At 51.5% G+C, this 20,346-nt stretch carries 20 protein-coding genes and 1 pseudogene; 8 read left to right on the top strand and 13 right to left on the bottom strand.

Features of this window, described 5'->3' with window-relative positions:
• Positions 1-39: 39 nt before the first annotated feature.
• Complete coding sequence (locus tag SH449x_RS15390) at positions 40-975, top strand: DUF1559 family PulG-like putative transporter (RefSeq protein WP_482376960.1); 936 nt, start codon at positions 40-42, stop codon at positions 973-975.
• 92 nt (positions 976-1,067) lie between these two features.
• On the opposite strand, the gene SH449x_RS15395 is transcribed toward SH449x_RS15390, so the two are convergent.
• Genes SH449x_RS15395 through SH449x_RS15445 form a run of 11 tightly spaced genes read right to left on the bottom strand, consistent with a single transcriptional unit; the run spans position 1,068 to position 9,534 of the window.
• Positions 1,068-1,949: a F0F1 ATP synthase subunit gamma gene (locus tag SH449x_RS15395; protein ID WP_482376961.1), complete on the bottom strand. Its 882-nt coding sequence runs from the start codon at positions 1,947-1,949 to the stop codon at positions 1,068-1,070.
• On the bottom strand, positions 1,946-3,523 hold the full coding sequence (locus SH449x_RS15400; RefSeq protein WP_482376962.1) for an alternate F1F0 ATPase, F1 subunit alpha: 1,578 nt from the start codon (positions 3,521-3,523) through the stop codon (positions 1,946-1,948). The genes SH449x_RS15395 and SH449x_RS15400 overlap by 4 nt, the downstream gene beginning before the upstream one ends.
• Positions 3,520-4,326 carry a F0F1 ATP synthase subunit delta gene (locus SH449x_RS15405; RefSeq protein WP_482376963.1) on the bottom strand — a complete coding sequence of 269 codons (807 nt, stop codon included), beginning with the start codon at positions 4,324-4,326 and terminating at the stop codon, positions 3,520-3,522. Before SH449x_RS15405 ends, SH449x_RS15400 begins: the two co-directional genes overlap by 4 nt.
• A 3-nt stretch (positions 4,327-4,329) precedes the next feature.
• Positions 4,330-4,611: a F0F1 ATP synthase subunit C gene (locus SH449x_RS15410; protein WP_482376964.1), complete on the bottom strand. Its 282-nt coding sequence runs from the start codon at positions 4,609-4,611 to the stop codon at positions 4,330-4,332.
• Between the two features lie 56 nt (positions 4,612-4,667).
• Positions 4,668-5,360, bottom strand: coding sequence for a F0F1 ATP synthase subunit A (locus tag SH449x_RS15415; protein ID WP_482376965.1), 693 nt, complete (start codon positions 5,358-5,360; stop codon positions 4,668-4,670).
• The gene (locus tag SH449x_RS15420; protein ID WP_482376966.1) at positions 5,350-5,712 is read right to left on the bottom strand and encodes an N-ATPase subunit AtpR; all 363 of its coding nucleotides are present in this window, start codon (positions 5,710-5,712) and stop codon (positions 5,350-5,352) included. The genes SH449x_RS15415 and SH449x_RS15420 overlap by 11 nt, the downstream gene beginning before the upstream one ends.
• Complete coding sequence (locus tag SH449x_RS15425) at positions 5,699-6,037, bottom strand: AtpZ/AtpI family protein (protein WP_482376967.1); 339 nt, start codon at positions 6,035-6,037, stop codon at positions 5,699-5,701. Before SH449x_RS15425 ends, SH449x_RS15420 begins: the two co-directional genes overlap by 14 nt.
• Positions 6,030-6,434 carry a F0F1 ATP synthase subunit epsilon gene (locus SH449x_RS15430; protein WP_482376968.1) on the bottom strand — a complete coding sequence of 135 codons (405 nt, stop codon included), beginning with the start codon at positions 6,432-6,434 and terminating at the stop codon, positions 6,030-6,032. The genes SH449x_RS15425 and SH449x_RS15430 overlap by 8 nt, the downstream gene beginning before the upstream one ends.
• Entirely contained in the window at positions 6,409-7,845 is a 1,437-nt protein-coding gene (atpD, locus tag SH449x_RS15435) for a F0F1 ATP synthase subunit beta (RefSeq protein WP_482376969.1), read from the bottom strand. The genes SH449x_RS15430 and atpD overlap by 26 nt, the downstream gene beginning before the upstream one ends.
• The gene (locus SH449x_RS15440) at positions 7,842-8,330 is read right to left on the bottom strand and encodes a cupin domain-containing protein (RefSeq protein WP_482376970.1); all 489 of its coding nucleotides are present in this window, start codon (positions 8,328-8,330) and stop codon (positions 7,842-7,844) included. The genes atpD and SH449x_RS15440 overlap by 4 nt, the downstream gene beginning before the upstream one ends.
• A gap of 40 nt (positions 8,331-8,370) precedes the next feature.
• Positions 8,371-9,534 (bottom strand): baeRF3 domain-containing protein, encoded by a 1,164-nt coding sequence (locus tag SH449x_RS15445; RefSeq protein WP_482376971.1) that lies wholly within the window; start codon positions 9,532-9,534, stop codon positions 8,371-8,373.
• 947 nt (positions 9,535-10,481) lie between these two features.
• On the opposite strand from SH449x_RS15445, the gene SH449x_RS15450 reads away from it, so the two are divergent.
• From SH449x_RS15450 to SH449x_RS15465, 4 genes and pseudogenes are all read left to right on the top strand, one after another.
• Entirely contained in the window at positions 10,482-10,736 is a 255-nt protein-coding gene (locus SH449x_RS15450) for a hypothetical protein (RefSeq protein ID WP_482376972.1), read from the top strand.
• Positions 10,737-10,775: 39 nt separating this feature from the next.
• Positions 10,776-10,979 (top strand): annotated as a pseudogene (locus tag SH449x_RS15455) (acetolactate decarboxylase); the annotation flags it as partial.
• A 71-nt stretch (positions 10,980-11,050) separates the two neighbouring features.
• Positions 11,051-12,130 carry a TolB family protein gene (locus SH449x_RS15460; RefSeq protein WP_482376973.1) on the top strand — a complete coding sequence of 360 codons (1,080 nt, stop codon included), beginning with the start codon at positions 11,051-11,053 and terminating at the stop codon, positions 12,128-12,130.
• A gap of 319 nt (positions 12,131-12,449) precedes the next feature.
• Positions 12,450-14,009 carry a TolC family protein gene (locus tag SH449x_RS15465; RefSeq protein WP_482376974.1) on the top strand — a complete coding sequence of 520 codons (1,560 nt, stop codon included), beginning with the start codon at positions 12,450-12,452 and terminating at the stop codon, positions 14,007-14,009.
• Positions 14,010-14,014: 5 nt separating this feature from the next.
• Here the strand turns inward: SH449x_RS15465 and SH449x_RS15470 are convergent, their stop codons facing one another.
• Positions 14,015-15,946: a 3-keto-alpha-glucoside-1,2-lyase-like domain-containing protein gene (locus SH449x_RS15470; RefSeq protein ID WP_482376975.1), complete on the bottom strand. Its 1,932-nt coding sequence runs from the start codon at positions 15,944-15,946 to the stop codon at positions 14,015-14,017.
• A 433-nt stretch (positions 15,947-16,379) separates the two neighbouring features.
• On the opposite strand from SH449x_RS15470, the gene epsC reads away from it, so the two are divergent.
• From epsC to SH449x_RS15485, 3 genes are all read left to right on the top strand, one after another.
• On the top strand, positions 16,380-17,354 hold the full coding sequence (gene epsC, locus SH449x_RS15475; RefSeq protein WP_482376976.1) for a serine O-acetyltransferase EpsC: 975 nt from the start codon (positions 16,380-16,382) through the stop codon (positions 17,352-17,354).
• An 8-nt stretch (positions 17,355-17,362) separates the two neighbouring features.
• Positions 17,363-18,661, top strand: a complete 1,299-nt coding sequence (locus SH449x_RS15480) for a beta-ketoacyl-[acyl-carrier-protein] synthase family protein (protein ID WP_482376977.1) — start codon at positions 17,363-17,365, stop codon at positions 18,659-18,661.
• Between the two features lie 217 nt (positions 18,662-18,878).
• Positions 18,879-19,859 carry a hypothetical protein gene (locus SH449x_RS15485; RefSeq protein ID WP_482376978.1) on the top strand — a complete coding sequence of 327 codons (981 nt, stop codon included), beginning with the start codon at positions 18,879-18,881 and terminating at the stop codon, positions 19,857-19,859.
• Here SH449x_RS15485 and SH449x_RS15490 read toward each other — a convergent pair.
• Positions 19,810-19,989 carry a metallopeptidase TldD-related protein gene (locus SH449x_RS15490; RefSeq protein ID WP_482376979.1) on the bottom strand — a complete coding sequence of 60 codons (180 nt, stop codon included), beginning with the start codon at positions 19,987-19,989 and terminating at the stop codon, positions 19,810-19,812. The genes SH449x_RS15485 and SH449x_RS15490 overlap by 50 nt on opposite strands.
• Positions 19,990-20,346: the final 357 nt, after the last annotated feature.

Raw genomic sequence — 20,346 nt, forward strand, 5'->3', positions numbered from 1 at the left:
AAACGATCGTTTTAGCGTAATACCATAGGGCAACAGGAAATGAGAGCCTATTCTATGCAACGAGTCGCGTTTACATTGATAGAATTGCTGGTTGTGATTGCAATCATTGGCGTTTTAGTTGGCCTACTGCTTCCCGCAGTTCAGTCTGCACGCGAAGCCGCCCGGCGCATGCAATGTAGCAACAACCTTAAGCAAATCGGTTTGGCATTACACAGTCACCATGATGCTCATCGAAGGCTACCCCCTGGCTGGATGCCTGCTTCCCAGCCCGATGTCGATGGGGGATTTGGCGAGAGGTGGGCTTGGAAAGTTTTTATTCTCCCCCAACTTGAACAAACCGCCGTATATGACAGCCTGAACGTTAACAATGGGGGGCAACCGATACCGCTTGCCAATGACCCTCGCGCTCAATCGGTGATCAATGTCTATCTGTGCCCATCGGATCCAGGTGGGAATTTGAATGAAAGCTACCCTGACCCTAACGGTAACTTTTATCCGAAATCGAACTATCCGGGAGTCCATGGACGAGGCGAGGAAATCAGTACTGCCGCCAACGGTGGCAATGGGGTGTTTAGCAAAGCAAGTCGTATTCGGTTCGCGGATATCACCGATGGCCTCAGTCAAACATTTGCGGTTGGGGAACGAGATGCGAGATCACGTGGACAAGGTATATTTGGTTCGCTGGGTGATCCGTTTAGACATGCTGCGGTTTGGATCCGCGCGATGCCCCGACCGGGCAGCATCACGCCCACAACGCAACACGGTCGTTCGGTCACTGGTGTCTGTACGGAGCTAGCGGGTTCGACGCGACGCCTAAACGGGCCAAGCTCCCGAGCCTTCGGTAGTGCACATGTTGGTGGAGCGAATTTCTCACTTGCCGATGGTTCTGTACGGTTTGTGTCAGAATCTATCGATCCGGTTATCTATGGTAGGTTGGCTGAGCGAAACGACGGTCAGGTTGTAGGTGACTATTGATCCGAACATAATGCGGTTTCCAGTGAATACTCTGTTTCGATAGACCATACCCACTGATCCTTCGAATCGATCCCGTTGGACGTTCTCGGGATTCAGCGGAGAGCTTCAAAACCGGATACGACGTCGAACAGTTCAGCATCGATGGTGCTTTGACGAAGGCGATGGTAATTGCTGTTTAGATCAGCCAACAGTTCATCGATATTCTTGTCGGCTCGCTGCATGGCGGCTAGGCGACTGGCGTTTTCACTGGCGAGTGATTCAGCACACGCTCGGAACAACGATACGAAAAGGTATTCTCGGATGAGCGCACGTAGGGTCGCTGTCTCAGCACCGATCACTTGGGGCAGGTTCTTGGTAGGCCAGGGCTTTTGTGACAGCTCGTGTTGCCAGGCCGCGTTCAACGGAAGCAGACGCTGGCTGACCGGCGCGTAGACTGCTCCCGAAACGGGCCGATTGTAGATGAGATGAAGTTCGGTACTTGCGCCCAAACCATCAAGCGATTCACTCTCCTGAAGGATTCGTCCAATGAGTGGCGTGATGGCTTTGACCGAAGTTGGTACTGGAAAAACATCGAGCAGAGGTAGCCCCGCGTCCAATAAATGGGATTGAACGCGCTCACCAACGGCCCAGACTTGAAGCTCTCCCGGAAGCAGACGTAGGGTCAGGCTGGCATGCTCAGCGACCGCATCGTTGAAGCGACCCACCAAGCCTTGATCGGTTCCAAATACAACGGCACCGATGACATGCTTCCTCGAGGCTACGACGGGTTCAGCAGCCATCGCGGCAGGCCCCAGTCGCCGGAAACAGACGCTCAATCCCAGTTCCACCGTCCGCGCGTAATCGGAAAGCGCTCGCACTGAGTTCTCGTACTGCGTGATGCTCGACGCTGCGACAGCCTTCATCGTTCGCACAACCGATTGCAGGTCACCTGCCCCTACAATTTTGTGTCGCAGACTTGCAACAGTAACTGTCATGATATCTCTCGACTGCTTGGTTGCACACCGTTGCTGTGTTGATCTTTTGACTCGGAAAGTCGAGCCACCGCGTTTCGAGCCATTTCGATGATCGCGTCTCGATCGTCATCGCTTAACTTGTCGCCACTCTGTAAGCGATCTCGCATTTCCTCTGATGCGTCAGCCGCCTCACGTATGGCGGTCTCGGCAGCGAGCATTTTTTCGAGTGCTACCCCTTCGAATATTCCGGAAGTCAGCGATACCAAGATTGCGATCTGGCCAGCTACAGATACCGGAGCGAACTCAGGCTGCTTGAGACAGGCGCGAATGCGTTGTCCGTGATCGATGGATCTGCGAGTGTCGTCATCCATGCGGGCACCAAAGCGGGCAAAGCTTTCCAGTTCCTCGAATTGAGCGTAGGCCAACTTGAGATCGCCAGCTACCGCGCGATAGGCCGCAAGCTGCGCTTTACCGCCGACGCGAGAAACCGACTTCGCGACGTCTACCGCTGGCAACACGCCCAAGTCGAAAAGCGCAGGTGAGAGGTAGATTTGGCCGTCCGTGATGGAAATGATATTGGTAGGAATGTATGCAGAGATATTCTGCGCTTCGGTTTCGATGATGGGCAGCGCGGTGAGTGAGCCGCCACCTAGTTCCTCGCTCAAGTGAGTTGAGCGTTCCAGAAGTCGCGAATGGATGTAGAAGATATCACCGGGGAATGCTTCGCGACCCGGAGGACGGCGTAGTAACAATGAAAGTTCGCGATAAGCGCGGGCATGATGGGTTAAGTCGTCGTACACGATCAATACATCTCGCCCCTGCTCCATAAAGTGCTCGGCGATACTAGTGGCTGCATAGGGGGCGATGTAGGCCAATCCCGGTGCATCGTTGCCTTCTGTCACGACGACTACGGTGTAGTCCATTGCGTCTTTGGATCTTAGGTTCGCGACCAGTTTCGCAACGGCTGCAGCCCGCTGACCGATCGCACAATAGACGCAGATGACATCCTGGCCACGCTGGTTGAGGATCGTGTCGATGGCGATCGCCGTTTTACCGGTCTGGCGATCTCCCATAATCAACTCGCGTTGCCCACGTCCGATGGGAACCAGCGAATCGATCACTTTGACGCCGGTTTGAAGTGGCTGAGTGACCGGCAAGCGGTCCATGATCGGCGTGGCGGGGCGTTCGATGGGCAAGCGTCGTTCGAATGCAACTGGCCCCAGGTCATCCAGCGGGCGACCGAGCGGATCGATGACTCGACCTAACAACCCGTCACCCACACCGATATCCATGACTCTGCCGGTCCGACGAACTTCATCACCGGCCCGCAACCGCCAGTAATCGCCGAGTAACACCACACCGATTTCGTCTTCGTCGACGTTAAACGCAATGCCGAACACGCCGCCAGGAAATTCAAGTAGCTCTTCATAGCCCACACCAGGCAAGCCGGATACTTTAGCGATTCCGGTTGAAACAGTCGCGATGATCCCGACGTCGCGCGGGATAAGCTGGGGCTTGAACTGGTCTGTGGCCCGATTGATCCTTGCCAAGCTTGACTCCAGCAGCGTCTGAAGATTGTCCGCCGATTCGTTCATGAAACCGGCTCGCTTTCCAGTTCTATTTCCTCTTTTGGAATCTTCGTTTCAGGATTCGTCAGATCAGCAATGCTATTCTGCAACGAGGTCAGATACTCATCGATACTCCAGGCAATCTTTCGTCCGCTGGCAGTCAACTCGATACCGCCGATGCCATCGGGCACGACATCGAAACGAATGCGAATATCGGCCGAAGTGAATTCGTTCAGTGAGTTTTGGATCGCCGCCTGTTGTTCCTTTGGCAACTCGAAAGCGCTACGCACACGGGCAGGTTCGGAAGACTGGGTCAGGGCTGCAACCAGTTCTTGCTTGGCAGTGCCGTTCATCTCGTGCAACTGATGCGTGAACACTTTTGTGATTCGTTCTTCAAGGCTCGTGTCGGCCAGATCGCGCAGGGTCTTTCGCGAGATGGAAAAAACCTGATCCTGTGTTAGGTGAGCGATCTCATTCGCGAAAGTCTGTTGCTCTCGTTGTAATACTTCTAGACGTTTGACGCTGATTGCCTCAGCCGATTGATGAGCATCCTCGAGCAACTTTTGCCGCTGATCCTTGACCTCTTCCTTCATCCGGTGCAATGAATTCTCGCGATCTTCGTTGAACTGTTGGATTTTTCGATCAAATTCGTTGCGTAGCGTTTGTGCTGCATTCTGCGTTTCGGCTGCGTCGGCAATGGTTTTAGCAATCCGCTTCTCGCGCGCATCAATGGCATCGAGGATTGGTTTGTAAAGAAAACGCTTCAGCAACCAGACCAAGATCAGAAAGTTGATCGCCTGCGCAATGACGGTGAACCAGTCGATTAACATGCGCTATTGTCCTGTGGCCTGGGCGATGAAATGATTCCAGAACGGGTTGGAAAAAATCAGAATCATCGAAACCACGAAGCAGTAGATGGCCGTGGATTCGATCATGGCCAGACCGACAAACAGGGTGCGCGTAATCGTTGCCGAGGCATCTGGCTGCTGCGCAAGCGACGTGAGTGCCGACGAAACCGCTTTGCCTTCGCCCAGTGCGGGAGCCATTGTGCCGAAAGCGGTAGTGACCCCCGCAGTGATAATCGAGGCCAGTGCAATAATGGTCATGCTGTCCATAGAAATGCCTTTTTGTTAAGTGTGTGATGTCTGGGAGTGACTGAGCGTAAGAATGTTCAGCTCGCCTCCTCCGGCGGTTTTGATTGATTGGACTGCGTGGCAGCGGCAATGTATACCGCGGCGAGAATCGTGAAGATGTAAGCTTGTACCATTCCCGTCAGCAATCCGAGCAGCGTCATTACGATCGGAAAAACAAACGGCGTAATCGTCAGCAGAATGCCGATAATCATCGCACCACTCATCATGTTGCCGAACAACCGAACAGCCAGTGCGAGCGTACGCGAAACTTCGCTGATCAAGTTGAAAGGCAGCATGATCAACGTCGGTTGAATATAGGTTCGCAAATATCCGCCAAAGCCTTGTTCCGAGATTCCATACAGCGGCACTGCTACCAACACACAGAGCGCTAAAGCCGTGGTGGTTGAGAGCGATCCCGTTGGCGGTTGGTAGCCAGGCAAGACGGTAAACAGACTGGCTGTGGCAACGAACAAGAAAAGTGTACCGAGAAAACCGAGATACTTTCGCGGTTGTCCTAGCCCCACTTCCTCTAGTTGTTTGGCGATTCCAGTAACAAGAATTTCCAGAAGATTTTGCCAACGTGAACGGGTATGGTCCGTTGAGAGCCTGCGAGTGATGATCTTGGAGCCAACGGCTAAGAACAGCATCAGCCCCCACGTAAAGACAATCGTAGCGTTCAGTTTTAAAAAGCCATTTTGCCAGTAAACGATTTCGTCGGGACTAAGTTGCATGTCGGGACTCCTGTTGAAGGAGAACTAACGGTTCAGCGCCGGTCTCTACCACAGTACTCTTGATATGTGCTATGCAGTGTGATGGGCGAGTTAGCCAAACGACGATTGGGCGTGCTACCATGAATCCGATGAAGCAACCCAATACTCGCTGCCATTGACCACCACCGACGAAATAAAAACCAGCCATAACGATTGTCATTCGCACCATCATGCTGCCGAGGAACCACACTCCCGGTTGCTTCGCAGTTACTCCATAGCGAACGGTCCACCAAAGACCGCCGAAGAAGATCCCACCCAGCAAGAGTCCTGCGAAGCCTGCGAATAATAAAGTCCCTATCTCAATCCAGGTCATTTTCTTCGTCCTCGTTTATCGAATGCTGTTCCTTGGAAACCCACAGCCAGGCATTCAAGCAACCAATCGTCAGTCCTGCTACCATTAAAGCGAGCGTCCAGGAACGGTCGCTGAAGTTCTGCCTATCCAGCCATAGGCCGAGCGCTGCGCCCAGCAGGGTTGGAATCGCAATCGACCAACCGACCAAGCCCATCATCCCCAATCCATACCAAACGCCTGGTGTCGGATTGCGATGTGCTTTCAGCTTACGAGCAGCCTTCGTCCCGATCTGGCGACTCAAGGTTGAACGCTGCTTGCTAGAGTATCGGTCCGATTTGTCAGTCATGATGAAAATCCGCTAGTTGACGTATGAAGCCGCTCTCCATTCTCGCCAACACCGCACGTACGCTGGCCTCGTGTTCCCCCAGTGTTAAAAACTCTTGATCAACCGCCTCACGCAATTCACTTAGTCCAGCCCCGCCAATTGCATTGCGGACCGATACCAGGACATCGCCTCCCGACTTAACCAACACTCCTTCGTCAATTGCTAGATAAGTCTCATCTTGATCTTCAGTTTCAATCATCAGGATTCCTGGTACCAGCGCGGCGACGCAGTCGAGCCTGTTGGGCAGCAAGCCAAACGAACCTTCCTGAGTCTCGGCGACAATTCGCGTCACGCTGTCTTTCTCCGCAAAGACTTCAAACGGCAACAGCACTTTAAGCTTCATTTGCGATAGCGGCATCTTTACCTTCCCTGTCCGATTTTTTGGGTCGCTTGGCTTCATCGATGCTACCGATCATATAGAGTGCGCTCTCGGGGTAGTCTTTGAATTCGTCGTTGAGGATCCGCTCACAACCATTGAGCGAGTCTTCGAGACTGACGAGCTTACCTGCGATGCCACTGAACTGTTCTGTGACAACAAAGGGCTGAGTCAGAAAACGCTCCAGGCGTCGAGCGCGTGCGACCACGTTGCGATCCTCTGGCGATAGTTGCTCAAGTCCAAGCATTGCAATGATGTCCTTGAGATCTTCGTACTGGGCGAGCGTTCTGCGAATGTTCTGCGCAAGCCGATAATGTCGCTCTCCGACAATTCCAGGCGTGGCCATTTTGGAACTGGATTGCAACAGATCGACAGCCGGATAAAGCCCTTCACTGGCTCGCTTTCTCGATAGCACGAGCGAAGCGGAAAGGTGTGCGAATGTATGAACCGCAGCCGGGTCGGTCAAATCATCCGCTGGAACATAGACTGCCTGAATCGAAGTGATCGCACCCGTATCGGTGTTAGCAATGCGTTCTTCCAGCGCTGACAATTCCGTTCCCATCGTCGGCTGATAGCCAAGTCGTGAAGGCATTTGGCCCATCAGTCCGGAGACCTCCATGCCGGCCTGAATGAAGCGAAAGATATTGTCGATCAGCAGCAGCACATCGCGTTGCTCGTCATCGCGAAAGTACTCCGCCATCGTCAGAGCGGCATGACCAACTCGGAATCGACTACCCGGCGGCTCGTTCATTTGCCCGAACACCATCACCATATTGGAAAGCACGCCTGCTTCCTTCATCTCGCGGTAGAGTTCTTCCCCCTCGCGTGATCGCTCGCCAATGCCGCAAAAGATGCTGACCCCTTCGTGTTGACCAACCATGTTATGGATCATTTCGGTCAGCAGCACGGTCTTGCCCACTCCAGCACCGCCGAACAAGCCCGCCTTTCCACCTCGCTCCAGCGGCACAAGCACGTCAATGACTTTGATACCAGTTTCGAAGACCTCAGATTGAGTGGATCGTCGCGCTAGTGGCGGCGGTGCTCGATGGACGCTTCGCCACTGAACGTCTGTAGAAGGTGGCCCGCCATCGATCGTATTCCCGAGCACATCAAACATCCGCGACAGCACCCCTGTTCCAACGGGTGCTTGAAGTGTCTCACCCGTATCGATAACTTTCATTCCCCGCGACAACCCTTGAGTGGGAGTCAAAGCAATGGCACGCACCTGTGTCTCATCGATATGAGCTAGTACTTCAAGCACAACTGCGTGATCTTGGCCGGCTCGCAACACCGCGTAGATTTGAGGCAACTGGGCAGCAAAGCGAACATCCACCACACTACCGCGTATCGATATAATCGTACCGATATTCGCAGAAGTGTTGTTGCAATTCACGAATCCTCCGCTTCTGTGGATAGCGGATCGACTTTTGGATTGGATGAATCACCATTTCGCTGAGTATTTGCCCAAATCTCACCACCTTCATTTTCCCATCGGTCGATCGCGTTCGGTTTTATTACCTCATTCTCGCCAGCATCGTTATTGCCCTTCTTATGATGCAAAAACATCGTTAGAAGCAAACTGGAATCTACGATCGCCTTCACAGAGTGCGGTTCGCCAGCTTCCAAGTAAATCAGTTGACCGCCTTGCAACTTAACGGAGTTACCCGCCATGTTGAAAAGGACCGTTCCTTCGAGGCATTGCACAATGACTTCTCCCTTGGCGCTGTGCTCTGCGATTGCTTTACCAGCAAGCATAACCATTCGTATCACCTCGAAATTCTGAGACTTGATCAACACACAAGTTTTTGTGTCCGATAGCAAATCTTCCAGTGGCATCACATCCACAATTTCGCCCGCTTCTGCATGCAATAGAGCCATCAATGCGATTCCTTTTCTGTACTAGGTCTTAAGATCCGAATTAATATCTGAATATAGCCGCAGCACCGCTTGTCGATGGCATTTGTTCCGTCGGGATAACGGTCACGTCGCCACCCATCCTCAATGTCAACTCGGCGAGGTCATCCAACAGGTCCTCAACGTTAGATCCATTAAGATTATTGAATTCAATAGCACCGGTCGCCGTATCGAGCTGTCCGGAAACTTGACGATCGCCTTCGACCAAGAGCGTTCCAACCCGACCAACAATCAGTGCCTGAGCAATGTCCATTAGATCGCTTGCCCCTAACTGCCGAGATTGCGATTCATGGAAACTGTCAACGAGGCTTGCTATCTGCTGTTGATAATGAGGTTCCATCACCAGCCATGCTTCCGTACAAAGTCGTTCCATGGAAATCGACTGAGGGTCCAGTTTGATTCCTTCAGCCACCAGGTAAGGATTGTGGCTTACTTTATGAAACAGGTCGTGATGCTCCGGCAATGCTGCGAGCACTAATGGCAGCTTGGCACCCTGCGAATGATGTTCCAAAATCGATCGGTCAATGGCTCTGAAGAATCGTTCATTGTCATTGTCGACCTCGTCCTTTTTGTGGCCATGACCATGGTGCATCGAGGGTACACCATGCGCTTGGCCACCGCTACCGCCGTAGGAAGCAACCGTTAAGTGGGGTTCGCTCAACTCGCTTCCCAACGCTTCGTCGACCGTAGCAGGGACTCCATCGCCCATTTCGATTTCGTCCAGAGTGTCGCGGTTTCCTTCGTATAGTTTGGCCTCATGCCGATTCAGACCGAGGATCTGATAGCGGTCGGTCGCCTGCAATAAGCGGAGTAGCGGTTTGATATGAAAGCTATCAGCAATAACCAACAATTCCTCAACGGGCCTTTGCAGATCGAACTGCTCGTACACACCGGGAGCAAAGAGAATTCCTAGTCCATCCGTTCGGTGGTTCCAGAAGTTCGCGTCGTGCGATAGCTTGCGCAGTTCAACCAAAACGTCCTCCAGCTTATGATCCGGGTACATCTTTTCGAGGGTGTTATCGAGGGCTTGAAGCAGATTTCGGAAGCGAATGCGATCTTGTTGATTCTCCGGATGCCGTCGGTGAGTCGGCATGTAAAGCGAAACGCAAGGCGATTGCTGTTCGACCAACAACTTCGTTAGTTGGTCTTTTGAAAGTTGGTGTATCATAAAATCCTAAACCTTTTCCTATTCTCGACATTGTTCCGCGTAGACCAACGAGCGCTGCCTGACTCAAGTAGTCGGATCTCCGGCGTATCGTGACCTGAATTTGGACAACCGAACTCCTTTGCTTAATAACGAGCACGAGATGGTTGATTCCGATTCGTCGATGCAAATAGCCTGATATCCAACGCCCGAGTTACATGTCATTCTCACCGCGTTAGACATTCTGAATATCGAACAGTTCATGGAAAGAGGGTGGCGGAAGCCACCAATCACAGCCTGAGAACGCCGTTAGCGTTCGTGCAGGAGATATGCCTCCAATTCAACTTTGTGCAGTTCGCTAAATTGTTGGAGACGATTTTCCATCGATATTTGTTATGCCTCAGCCGACTGAGCATCACCTTTCAGAATCGTACTGAGAATTGACTTAAGGAGGACTTCTGCTGCTCCAGCTTCAATTCGAAGATATCGCGGTACAACGAATTCAGATGGCCGTCAAGACGCTTTGCGATTTGCGGCTCGCCTATCACACGGGGTGCAAACGCATCGATCACGAATTTGGGTGTCAGCTGGTTTACTACTAACCAGAGTTACAGGGAAATCGTCTACTAGCCTTACAGTCGGAAGGCTGTTAATCGCGTTTTGGATCGCCGCATTCTCCAAATCCAAGCTCTTCACGAGCTCGCGTTCCGACAGCAGAACACAACCGATGATGAGCCCTACTAGGTTTTCATGCTTGATCTGATCATAAGCCTAATCCTATAGATACTTGTGGCGTGGTGGCTGATCGGCGGACGAAGCGGCCATAACGGGTCGCGTAAGACCGACGGGTCACTTGCATAACCCTTGCATTTATTTGATGAGTTAATTAGCATTCATTCGATTCAACAGATGGCTTACGCCTTGCATGAAAAATCCCTGCCCCCTTAACGTTCGTTAGAGACACAGCATTTATGACCGATCTCTTCCAATTCTCAATACGATTGAGACGTTCACTACTTTTATTAGTTGCGATCTTCTCGCACATTTTCCTGAGTATACCTGCACTGGAAACAAGTGAACTGACAGACGGCCTTGAGCAAATGACGTTGCGGCAGGATCTTCAAGAGACTTTTTGTCACTATTCGATTTGTGGAGTGTTCGTAAAAAAGGTACTCGAAGAAAATCTGACGGTTTCCGAATTGAACATCCACGGGGATATCGGGTGACAAAACAAGTGGGACGATGGTTGGAGTTTTTTTCCTACTTTCATTGGTTACAATAGCGAAAAAGGTATTCACTTCCGTTTTATACCCGACAACCGGACGTTTGTTGGCCACAGCATCGAGTCCCCTGGTGATGCCCTTTATTTGAAAATTGACCGCCTTACGAAGTATGCATTCGTGCTACCAGAGTCGAAAGATTTCGAGAAATTCACATTTATTAAACCGGTCGAGTATAAACAGAAGTAACGAAATGTTGACGCCGTGTTTTTGACGCTCTAATCGCCTCATTCATCCCTTTTTATTTTGAGCAGCCAATCATGCAATTTTTCTTAACGCGACGACTCTCATGCCATCTCCTATACATTGCCTTAGCCTCGGTGCTCCTGGCATCTGGACTGGGTAGAACGCAAGCTCAGGATAGCGGGACTAAGCCTCCCACTTCCCCAATGGAGAATTTGCCGCCGTATATGCGAGTGCTGATCGAATGGGGGCAGCGTCCCGAGTTCTCGCACGACGGTCAGCACGTTTACTTTGTAGCAAAGGCTTGGAATGAGGTGTTTCGCATTCACGTGTCCAGCGGGAAGATCGAGCCAATGACTTTGCACTTTTGGCACGAGGGCTTCCAGCGGGTTTTGTGTTTGCCATCGGGTGATTTGCTATTGCTTGGGAGCGACGAGTTCGATGCGAAGAACCCTGATTTAAACCGCCATCGACTGGAAATGTCTATCTTGCAGAAACCCTTCGACAAGCCTCCCGTATCCTTAGGCCACTTCTGCGACGAAGGTCCCGCGATCGATCGTAACTCCACGCGAATTGCATGGACAATGCCGGGCCAACGTGTCATCAAGATGGCCAACGTAGTCGACTTGGACTCAGTACCAAAGCTTACGGATATTGAAATCGTTATCGACCAAGATGCACTGAAGCTGCCCAATACACATCGACTAGAAACCCAAGATTTTTGGCCAGGAACCAATAAACTTTTATTCACCTATTATCAGGGTGATACTGATGAGCCTTTCTATAACGCGGAAGTGGCAAGCATTGACCTTGATTCGAAAGAGATAAAGTTCATAACTCAGGTACCCAACGGGTACAACGAGGCCGAAGGAGTCGCTCCAGATGGGTCTTACATCTTGATCGAGTCAGACCGCGAGAATGAACGTCGGCGATGGAAGGTGGATGTTTACATGCAGCCACTTAACTCGAACGAGCCGGCGATTCGAATATGCGAGTGGAACAAGTTTCCTGGCTATCGCAGCGACAACCCGGTCGTGAGCCCAGACGGCAAGCTGATAGCAATCCAGTGTGGATTCATGAAGGGTGCTGGCGAAGGCCGTGGCATAGTGTTGATGGATGTGGAACGCTGGCGAGAGACCGTCAAAATCTCAAGATAACCAGAGTGAGAAACACGATCTAACCCCTCAGGGACAACTGGCATTTCGGGATTGTCAGATATGAACTTCTCTAGTTTCACAAGAAGCTTACGAAATCGTCCCGTCTCGTCGCATTGGCAAGCGCAATGGAGTTTGTGCTAGCACTTTCTTGTCTGGTAAGACATAACGGCTGTTTCGAATGAAGGAGCGGGCAGCCTCCAAGCCTGCGAATTAGGATATTCGTTGTTCATGGAGCTAGCGGTACAGTCCGAAGGAAACCCATAGGCATTCACGTTGACTTTAGGTTTCCTCATTGAGCGTTCGTCGCTGCAATCCAATCATGGTTCGTCAGAAAATTTTTTCATCGAATAATGTCGCCGGGACGTGGCTTATAACCTTGCTTGCTAGCTCCGGGGTTCATGTGGGGTGTAGTTCCACAAAGAATTCTCACTCCTCGAATCTTCACCCCTCCACCCTGCCGCCGACTTACATAGCATCCGCAGCAGGAGCCTTTATAAAACAGGACGCTGCGCCGGATCTAACAGGTCAACAACTCAATACGGAATCTGTACGTCCTGTTTCGTTTGTTGCTGCTGCCGAGAGATATCAAGCGGATGATCGTTCTTTTCTAGTTAGCGAAGCGATCATAGAAGAAACGTTTGATGCTAGCCCAGCGTCCACAAGCCAAAACTATACACTTTCTGATATAGAATCCATTGCACTTGGAAACAATCCTACGCTGCTGGGGGCGGAAATCTTGGTGCAAAAGGCATCGAGCTTGCGTTATCAAGTGGGATTAGCCCCGAACCCGACGTTTGGTTATTTCGGCCAACAAATTGCAGCTCAAGGAACAGACCAGCATGGCGTTTTTGTCGAGCAAGAATTCGTTCGGGGAAATAAACTCGAACTGAACCGCAACATCTTGGCCTCAACGCAGAATGCGCAGCGTTGGGCTGTCATGACCCAGCAATATCGACTCCTGACGGACATTCGGATTGGTTTCTACGAGGCGTTGGCCGCTCAACAACAATTAGAGGTTGCTAAATCTCTGCTAAATGTCGCTGAGAGAGGTGTGCAGATTGCCACGGACCGCTTGAAAGCTGGCGAGGGAAGCCAGATCGATGTGTTACAATCCCAAACTCTGTTGAGCGAAATCTCCCTAACTGTTGAGCAGCTAGAACTGGCGTACCGGGGTGCTTGGAGACATCTAGCCGCCGTCGCGGGATTGGGAGAAGTGAACCCTGTCATGCTCGATGGCGAACTCAAATCTGCCGACGCTGCTCCCGATTGGGATAGCGTTCTCAGTGAGCTGTTGGAAAGTAGTCCTGAGTTAGCTGTGGCGAGCAGTTTGGTTGCCGAGAAAGCTGCTCTGGTGCGTCGAGAGCAGGCGCAAGTGATTCCCAACGTCACGGGGCAAATCGGAGCTGGCTATGATCGCGGGACCGACACGGGGTTGATCAATTTGCAAGTGGCTGCACCGATTCCCGTCTGGAATAAGAACACCGGCAATATTTCAGCAGCCTATGCTGATTATCGTCGAGCCCAAGAAGAGGTCAAACGACTAGAGCAATCGATTCGTTCCCGACTAGCGATCGTGGCCCGTGACTTTGATAGCTCCACCGCTGCCGTAAGACGTTATGAAAAAGAAATACTACCTCAATCAGAAAAAGCCCTCGAGCTCGCCGAATCCGCATATAAGGCCGGCGAGCTAGACTTTTTGCAAGTCCTCGTTCTGCGAAGAGCCTATTTTGAAGCGTTGCTCAAGTCGATTGCCGTGAAGGGCCAGTTCTCCGTATCTGATGCGCAGATTGACGGACTGCTGTTATCTCAGAGCATGGACGCCTCCCTCGATTTCACTTCAGGAGACGGTCTACGCTCCGCATCATTTGGAGGGCAATAACGCGTCTACTTGGGATCCATCTCTAGCCGATACAATACTTCTGGCCGATTGGTATCTCGAGAGTAATAGACCTCCCCCTCTTGATCCTCGCCAAAGGCAAAGACAGGAACGCCGCCGGGGATGAGTTGCTCGTTCCTTGTCGCTTTGCCGGTGGCTGGGTCATAGGACAGAGCCCAAACCGCACCACTAACATAGTCGGCGTAAATGTACTTGTTTTTCAGCTCGGGAACACGACTCGAGTTGTAGACTCGGCCTCCTGTTATCGATTTGCCGGCCATGTGATCATAATCCCATACGGGCTCGACATACGGGCCAACACCGGCGACCGGTGGATTATTGCCAAAGGGAGCGTTTCCTTCGCGATCACTCCAGCCGTAGTTGCCACCCTTTACAACGACGTTGACTTCTTCATAGAGATCTTGCCCGACGTCACCGAGCCAAAGTCGCCCCGAAGCTTTATCGAAGGCAATTCGCCAAGGATTTCTGAATCCGTAGGCATAGGTCTCCGGTTTGATTCCCTCAACGCCCACGAACGGATTGTCGGCGGGAATCCCATAGTTTAAACCTGGTGCTTTGGTATCAACGTCGATTCGCAAGACTGAACCGAGCCATTGATTGCGGTCTTGCCCCGACAGTACAGGGTCATTCCTCAATCCGCCGTCACCGAAAGCAATGTACAAATATCCATCGGGTCCGAATTCGATCGGTCCACCGTTGTGATTCTTGTAAGGTTGTGGCAATTCCAAAAGGATCTCTTCCGAATCCGGATCTCCTTGGAGCGGGTTGTCCTTCTTGACGCGGTACCGTGCGATCACGGAGGTGTCGTCACTCTTGCGAGTGTAAGACACAAAGAACTCACCGTTCTCTTTGAATTTGGGATGAAATGCCAGTCCGAGCAAACCCTGTTCATTGGCACCTGGACCGTTCCAGGGACTAACCTTGGATTCGATATCGAGGAATCGATCTGCACGCTCCACATCGCGTCTGTTCTCGAACGTGAAAATCCAACCCCGTTGGTCCATTGCAAAAAGTCGCTTCGGGAAGCCGGCGGCGTACGTCAGTTCTAGAATGCGAAGTTGCTTGTTAGGGTTGCCGTCCTCATCGGTAGGAGCCCAGCCCTCCCATTTGAGATTAGGAAACGCCGGTTCGCCTCGAACGGGCAGTACTCCATCAATGGGCTGTTTCACAACTCCGCTGTCTGGGATCTCGCGGACCTTGATATTGCGGAAAGAAACCAAATCACCGTGATCTTGCAGGCAAATATGCCCCTTTCCAGCTTTGCCAAAGCCCTCCATATTCGCAAACTTGCTTTTGGCAACTCGTCGGTTCCAATCATTACTGCCCAACTGAAAATTGTAATAGACCGCACCGTTCATCGAGACTTCGCATTGATTGGGAGCGATCTTTAGATAGAGCTGGTTCCACTCTCCCACCGGGCGAGTCTTATCAAGAGATTCAGCGGCGTTGATCCAGGGTGGCGTGGTGGGTTGATACAACTGGTAGAGCCAGCCGCTCTTTTGTGGATCGCGGCCCGCTACGTTATCTTGAATTTGGATTTCGGGGCCACTATGCCATGGGGCGGGGTTGTCCTCCGTCACATGGAACATCAAACCGCTGTTGCCACCCTCAGAGATTTTATATTCGAGGAGCAATTCAAAGTACTTGTACTGTTCTTTTGTAATAATATCGCCAGCACTGCCACCGCTGCGTACTAACTCCCCATCGACCACCCTCCAAGCATCAGAAAGCTTGTCCGATTTGTAGTTCCTCCATTGATCTGCCGAGGCGCCATCAAAGAGGAGTTTCCAGCCGCTTAGTTCTTCTTGGCGAGTCAGTTGGTTGACTCGGTCTTGAGCAACCACGGAAGAATGCGAAGAGATGCAGGCTAGGCCGATCGCAGCAAGAAGGGACGAACGGCATGCAAACTGGCAGAACATAAGAAATACTCCAAGGATGGCTTTTGTGAGGAAAAGTGAGGCAAAATTCCTATGCCTCAAACCGATGCTAAACGGACGCGGATCACGCGTCAATCAGCCTCGGATCACTTGAACCTTCCATTCTGAGGAAAATCCTGGATTTTCGACGAAAACTGAGCTCGGGAACCTGCTTGGTTCGCCTTTGTATTAGCTACTTTAGTTAGCTATTTTGCACAATCCTCTCTGCGATGTGCGATGTTGGTCAAGTAAATCCCCACCGTCAGGCGGTTTGCTAGTTTTTGGTAAATTGGGTAAGATGCAGCAAGTGATAGGTTTCTGCAAAAAACAATAGTACTGCTGGTTGAATTGAGCCGAACTGCACCTGGAGTGCCCAACACCATCGTGTTTGTCTAATTTCCTTTTTGCCCAATTTCCTTCCTTTTGAAGCGACATCATGGCTTCTGATTTTCGACTCAAGGAACAGCTTCCACGCTTAACAGATGCGATTGTTGCGACCTATTCCCGGAGTGATCGCATCAATCATCTCGGACATTGCCCGCTACCAAAATATGAAGTCGTCGTCGACATTCTGGAGGATTTAAAGGATATTCTCTATCCTGGCTTCAGACGACGCGAGGGCTTGCATGCTGGTAACGTTGCTTATCATGTCGGAGATTTAGTTGATCGTTTGCACGATCGCTTGACCACCCAAATTGCTCGTGCTCTCATGCATGCCGACCGCGTCGAGAGCAAAGACGATAAGTCTTCACCGTGCGATGCGAAAATCGACTACGAAGCCAAAGGGCAACAGACCGCTATCGCACTTCTGGGGAGAATTCCCGCACTGCGAGAAACACTCGCTAAAGATGTCGAAGCGGCATACGAGGGGGATCCGAGCGTGCGTAACAGAGACGAGATCATCTTTTGCTTCCCCGGATTGGAGGCTGTCACCATCTACCGCATCGCACACGAACTGGTTCATTTTGGGGTACCATTCATTCCTCGCATGATGGCGGAGTGGGCACATAAGCAGACAGGGATCGATATCCATCCTGGAGCTAGGATCGGTGAGTACTTCTTTATCGACCACGGTACTGGTGTGGTCATTGGCGAAACCTGCGAGATCGGCGACAATGTTAAAATCTATCAAGGGGTGACATTGGGAGCATTGAGTTTTGCTACCGATGCTGACGGCCAATTGGTTCGTGGTACAAAGCGTCACCCGACCATCGAGGATCGGGTTGTGATCTACGCCAATGCGACTATCCTCGGAGGGAGGACGATTGTTGGGCACGACAGCGTAATAGGCTCGAGTGTATGGGTTACCAGCAGTGTTGCACCTCATTCAACTGTCGTCTTAGAGAAACCGAAATTGCGAATTCGCAATGCGACGCCAGAACAAGCTCCTGAACTCAATTTCCAAATCTAATCATCCATATGGCGTCGGAGAGCATTGCCCAAACACCAAGCGATTGGGAAGAAGATATCGTTATCACTGGCTTTGGAACTATTGCTCCGACCGGCCATAGCGTATCTGACCACCTACAAACCCTGCTTGCAGGGAAATCGGCCGTACGATTGCTCGAGCAAACAAAGGGGGAAACGACGTATCAATGGCTGGCAGCTTCCATTGATAACTTTGATCCCAAAGAACACGTTCAGCCGAGAAAATCGATCAAGGTTATGTGCCGTGAGATCCAGCTCGCTTTCGCCGCCTCAATGCAGGCAGCCAAACACGCGGGGATCGCAGCGGGCACCGTTGATCCCGACCGGATTGGTACTGTCTTCTCAGGAGAACTAATCCAAAGTGATTTGGTCGATGTCGAGGATATCGTGAGACGATGCTCCCCGCAGGGCATCATGGATCACTCACAATGGGCTCCGCAGGCGATGGAGAACATGTACCCTCTTTGGATGCTTAGGTCCTTACCTAATATGGCGGCGTGCCATGTTGGAATCGCTCTTGACGCGCGAGGCCCCAATAATACGATCACGACCGAAGGCACTAGTAGCCTGAACTCTATCATCGAAGCAATCAACGTCATTCGACGAGGGCAAGCTGACGTGATGCTCATCGGTTCTAGCGCCTCACGGATTGGTAGTTCTCGAATGATTCAAAGATACGAAGAGGATTACTCCGCAGCAGTCCAAGACGAATCGCTAGCTTGCAAGCCGTTCGACGCGCACAGAGATGGTACCGTGCCTGCTGAGATGAGTTCGGCTCTAGTTGTTGAACGCCGACGTCATGCAATCGCCCGAGGTGCGAATCCTCTGGCTACCATTGTTTCGTGGGCAAGTACCTTTCACCAACCCATCCGCAAACGCTGGAGCGGTATCGCTACAGCCACGCAAGCCACTCTCGAATTGCTTTTGGAACGATCGCGTTTAGAGGCAACACAAATTGATCATATCAACGCCTCTGCTATGGGGACCCGAGAGGGTGACGCAGCCGAGGCCTCCGGGATTGCACGCGTTCTTCCAACAACGCCAGTCGCTGCCTACAAAGGTGCGTTTGGAGACGCGGGAAGTGGCACAGGGCTACTCGAATATATTTCTGCAATTGCGGCCATGCGAGAGAGAGCAATTCCACAGATTACCAATTGCCGTGAGCCAGCAAGTGATTGTCCCATCAATCTCATTCTGAAAGATCCCAAACCCAGATCTCAGAATTACTTTGTGAAACTATCAAATTCGCCGGATGGGCGATGTGCAGGTTTGGTTACCCACGTCGATTAAGCATCCCTCGTCTCCATTGAGTTACCACAGTTTCGTCGTGCAATCCTGAAGCTGTTGATTGTGTCGATTGTTCGGCCTGTGCTGCTGAAAGAGCTTCCTGATCTGAGGTAATCCGTAGATCACAGGAGCCTGTGGGATTTCGTGACCTAGTTTTCACCATGACCTACATTTCGTGAGGTCGAGGTTTATTCTAGGTACATCGCAACAAGGCGATACGATGGCTTTTCTCAATATTAATGGTAGTGCAGCGTCCGAGTTGAATTTGTCCTTATGTTCTGTGCCACCCGCTAACGGTCGCAAGGCATTGTATCAATGCGCGATGTCGCTCGTTCGCGTCGGACAACTCCAACAAGCCGAACGTGTGGGCCGCGACCTACTCGCTCAATCCGTACGTTACATGGACGGTAAAAATTACTATGCTGCCCGTCGCATCCTTTGTACCATCGGTTCGTCCAATCAAGAAAACCTGGGGAGCATGGATGGCAGACCTCGATTCTTGCTAGAAGCGGAATCGCGAATCCAATTCGATCTGTTCTGTGCTAACGAAGAGTTGTGTTCATCTCGATGGGAAAACGCTCGAACGATACTTCAGTCCGTTTGCAGTTCCCTCGAACAAGAAACCGATCTGGATGAATACACGTCCTTCGCGTTTGGCTGGCTGGCGAAATCGATTCGTCAATGCCGAGGGCTCATTCGAAATGTCGAAGAGAATCGAGCCATCGTGCAGGAGCTAAACTCCCAATGGGCGCAGGCCATCCACAACGCAGAAATCGCTGCCACTCAGTTTCCCACCGAACTGCCTGCCTTCTGCCGCGAATCAGCTTGGCAACAGGTCTGGGCACAAGCCTCGATAGACTCCTCATTCGTAGCTACTAGACTCCTAGAAGGTGCCGAGGTTGCTCAAAAAGCTGGTATGATTCGGGAAGAACATGAATGTTTGGCGACCTGGCACGAGATCAGTCAATTCCGCTCAGAATCGCTACCGGAACTACCTGTGGAATGGCAATCCAGATGGAATTGCCTTGCTCGGCAATTCTCCTCCATATATGAAGGAGAACCAAACTTCGATTCCACATCCTACGACGGAATACTCAATGAGCTTGAAGAACTCCAGGCTGCTGCGAAACAAGTCGTCCTGAATAACCAAGCTACGCCCCAGAGAAATTCACATCCTCAAACAGCAACGTTGGTGCTTTAAGCGGACTATATTTCCATGGGTCGTTGCCCACAGCGACCAAGAATTGGAATAGCGTTAGAAAATTGCCGTTAACATTCATCTCGCTCACCCTGGCACCGATTTGTCCGTCTTCGATCAAATGTCCACGCACACCCAGCGAAGAATCCGCAGTGGCTCCATAGGAATTTCCGACGAGCTAATTCTTGATGAGGATGCCCGACGCTGGTAGTCGTCCGATCTGCGCGGCGATTTCTCTAGCCACCATGTCGTCGATGGGCAAGTTGTCGCGGCCAATCGTTGGCAATGCTACCGGCATCTTTTGTCAGTAAATTCGCTGGTCCTGGTTCAAGTACGCTGCATATGCGAAACCAAGGCGGTCTTTCGCCCTGGCCGTGAAGGAACGGACTCGCGGGGTACGAGACATCGGGGATGTCCAATCTTGATCGTTGAACCTGTGGGGGGATTCCGTGGTTCTCCCCCCACAGTGTCTTATACCCTCTTTTGCACG

Source organism: Brakhagea baltica (assembly GCF_052161605.1).
Classification (GTDB): Bacteria; Planctomycetota; Planctomycetia; order Pirellulales; family Pirellulaceae; genus JBKCUI01.

Excerpts from the sequence above, each read along its gene's own strand:
- SH449x_RS15390 (WP_482376960.1), top strand. The coding sequence starts at position 40 with ATGAGAGCCTATTCTATGCAACGAGTCGCGTTTACATTGATAGAATTG.
- SH449x_RS15395 (WP_482376961.1), bottom strand. The coding sequence starts at position 1,949 with ATGACAGTTACTGTTGCAAGTCTGCGACACAAAATTGTAGGGGCAGGT.
- SH449x_RS15400 (WP_482376962.1), bottom strand. The coding sequence starts at position 3,523 with ATGAACGAATCGGCGGACAATCTTCAGACGCTGCTGGAGTCAAGCTTG.
- SH449x_RS15405 (WP_482376963.1), bottom strand. The coding sequence starts at position 4,326 with ATGTTAATCGACTGGTTCACCGTCATTGCGCAGGCGATCAACTTTCTG.
- SH449x_RS15410 (WP_482376964.1), bottom strand. The coding sequence starts at position 4,611 with ATGGACAGCATGACCATTATTGCACTGGCCTCGATTATCACTGCGGGG.
- SH449x_RS15415 (WP_482376965.1), bottom strand. The coding sequence starts at position 5,360 with ATGCAACTTAGTCCCGACGAAATCGTTTACTGGCAAAATGGCTTTTTA.
- SH449x_RS15420 (WP_482376966.1), bottom strand. The coding sequence starts at position 5,712 with ATGACCTGGATTGAGATAGGGACTTTATTATTCGCAGGCTTCGCAGGA.
- SH449x_RS15425 (WP_482376967.1), bottom strand. The coding sequence starts at position 6,037 with ATGACTGACAAATCGGACCGATACTCTAGCAAGCAGCGTTCAACCTTG.
- SH449x_RS15430 (WP_482376968.1), bottom strand. The coding sequence starts at position 6,434 with ATGCCGCTATCGCAAATGAAGCTTAAAGTGCTGTTGCCGTTTGAAGTC.
- SH449x_RS15440 (WP_482376970.1), bottom strand. The coding sequence starts at position 8,330 with ATGGCTCTATTGCATGCAGAAGCGGGCGAAATTGTGGATGTGATGCCA.
- SH449x_RS15445 (WP_482376971.1), bottom strand. The coding sequence starts at position 9,534 with ATGATACACCAACTTTCAAAAGACCAACTAACGAAGTTGTTGGTCGAA.
- SH449x_RS15450 (WP_482376972.1), top strand. The coding sequence starts at position 10,482 with ATGACCGATCTCTTCCAATTCTCAATACGATTGAGACGTTCACTACTT.
- SH449x_RS15460 (WP_482376973.1), top strand. The coding sequence starts at position 11,051 with ATGCAATTTTTCTTAACGCGACGACTCTCATGCCATCTCCTATACATT.
- SH449x_RS15465 (WP_482376974.1), top strand. The coding sequence starts at position 12,450 with ATGGTTCGTCAGAAAATTTTTTCATCGAATAATGTCGCCGGGACGTGG.
- SH449x_RS15470 (WP_482376975.1), bottom strand. The coding sequence starts at position 15,946 with ATGTTCTGCCAGTTTGCATGCCGTTCGTCCCTTCTTGCTGCGATCGGC.
- epsC (WP_482376976.1), top strand. The coding sequence starts at position 16,380 with ATGGCTTCTGATTTTCGACTCAAGGAACAGCTTCCACGCTTAACAGAT.
- SH449x_RS15480 (WP_482376977.1), top strand. The coding sequence starts at position 17,363 with ATGGCGTCGGAGAGCATTGCCCAAACACCAAGCGATTGGGAAGAAGAT.
- SH449x_RS15485 (WP_482376978.1), top strand. The coding sequence starts at position 18,879 with ATGGCTTTTCTCAATATTAATGGTAGTGCAGCGTCCGAGTTGAATTTG.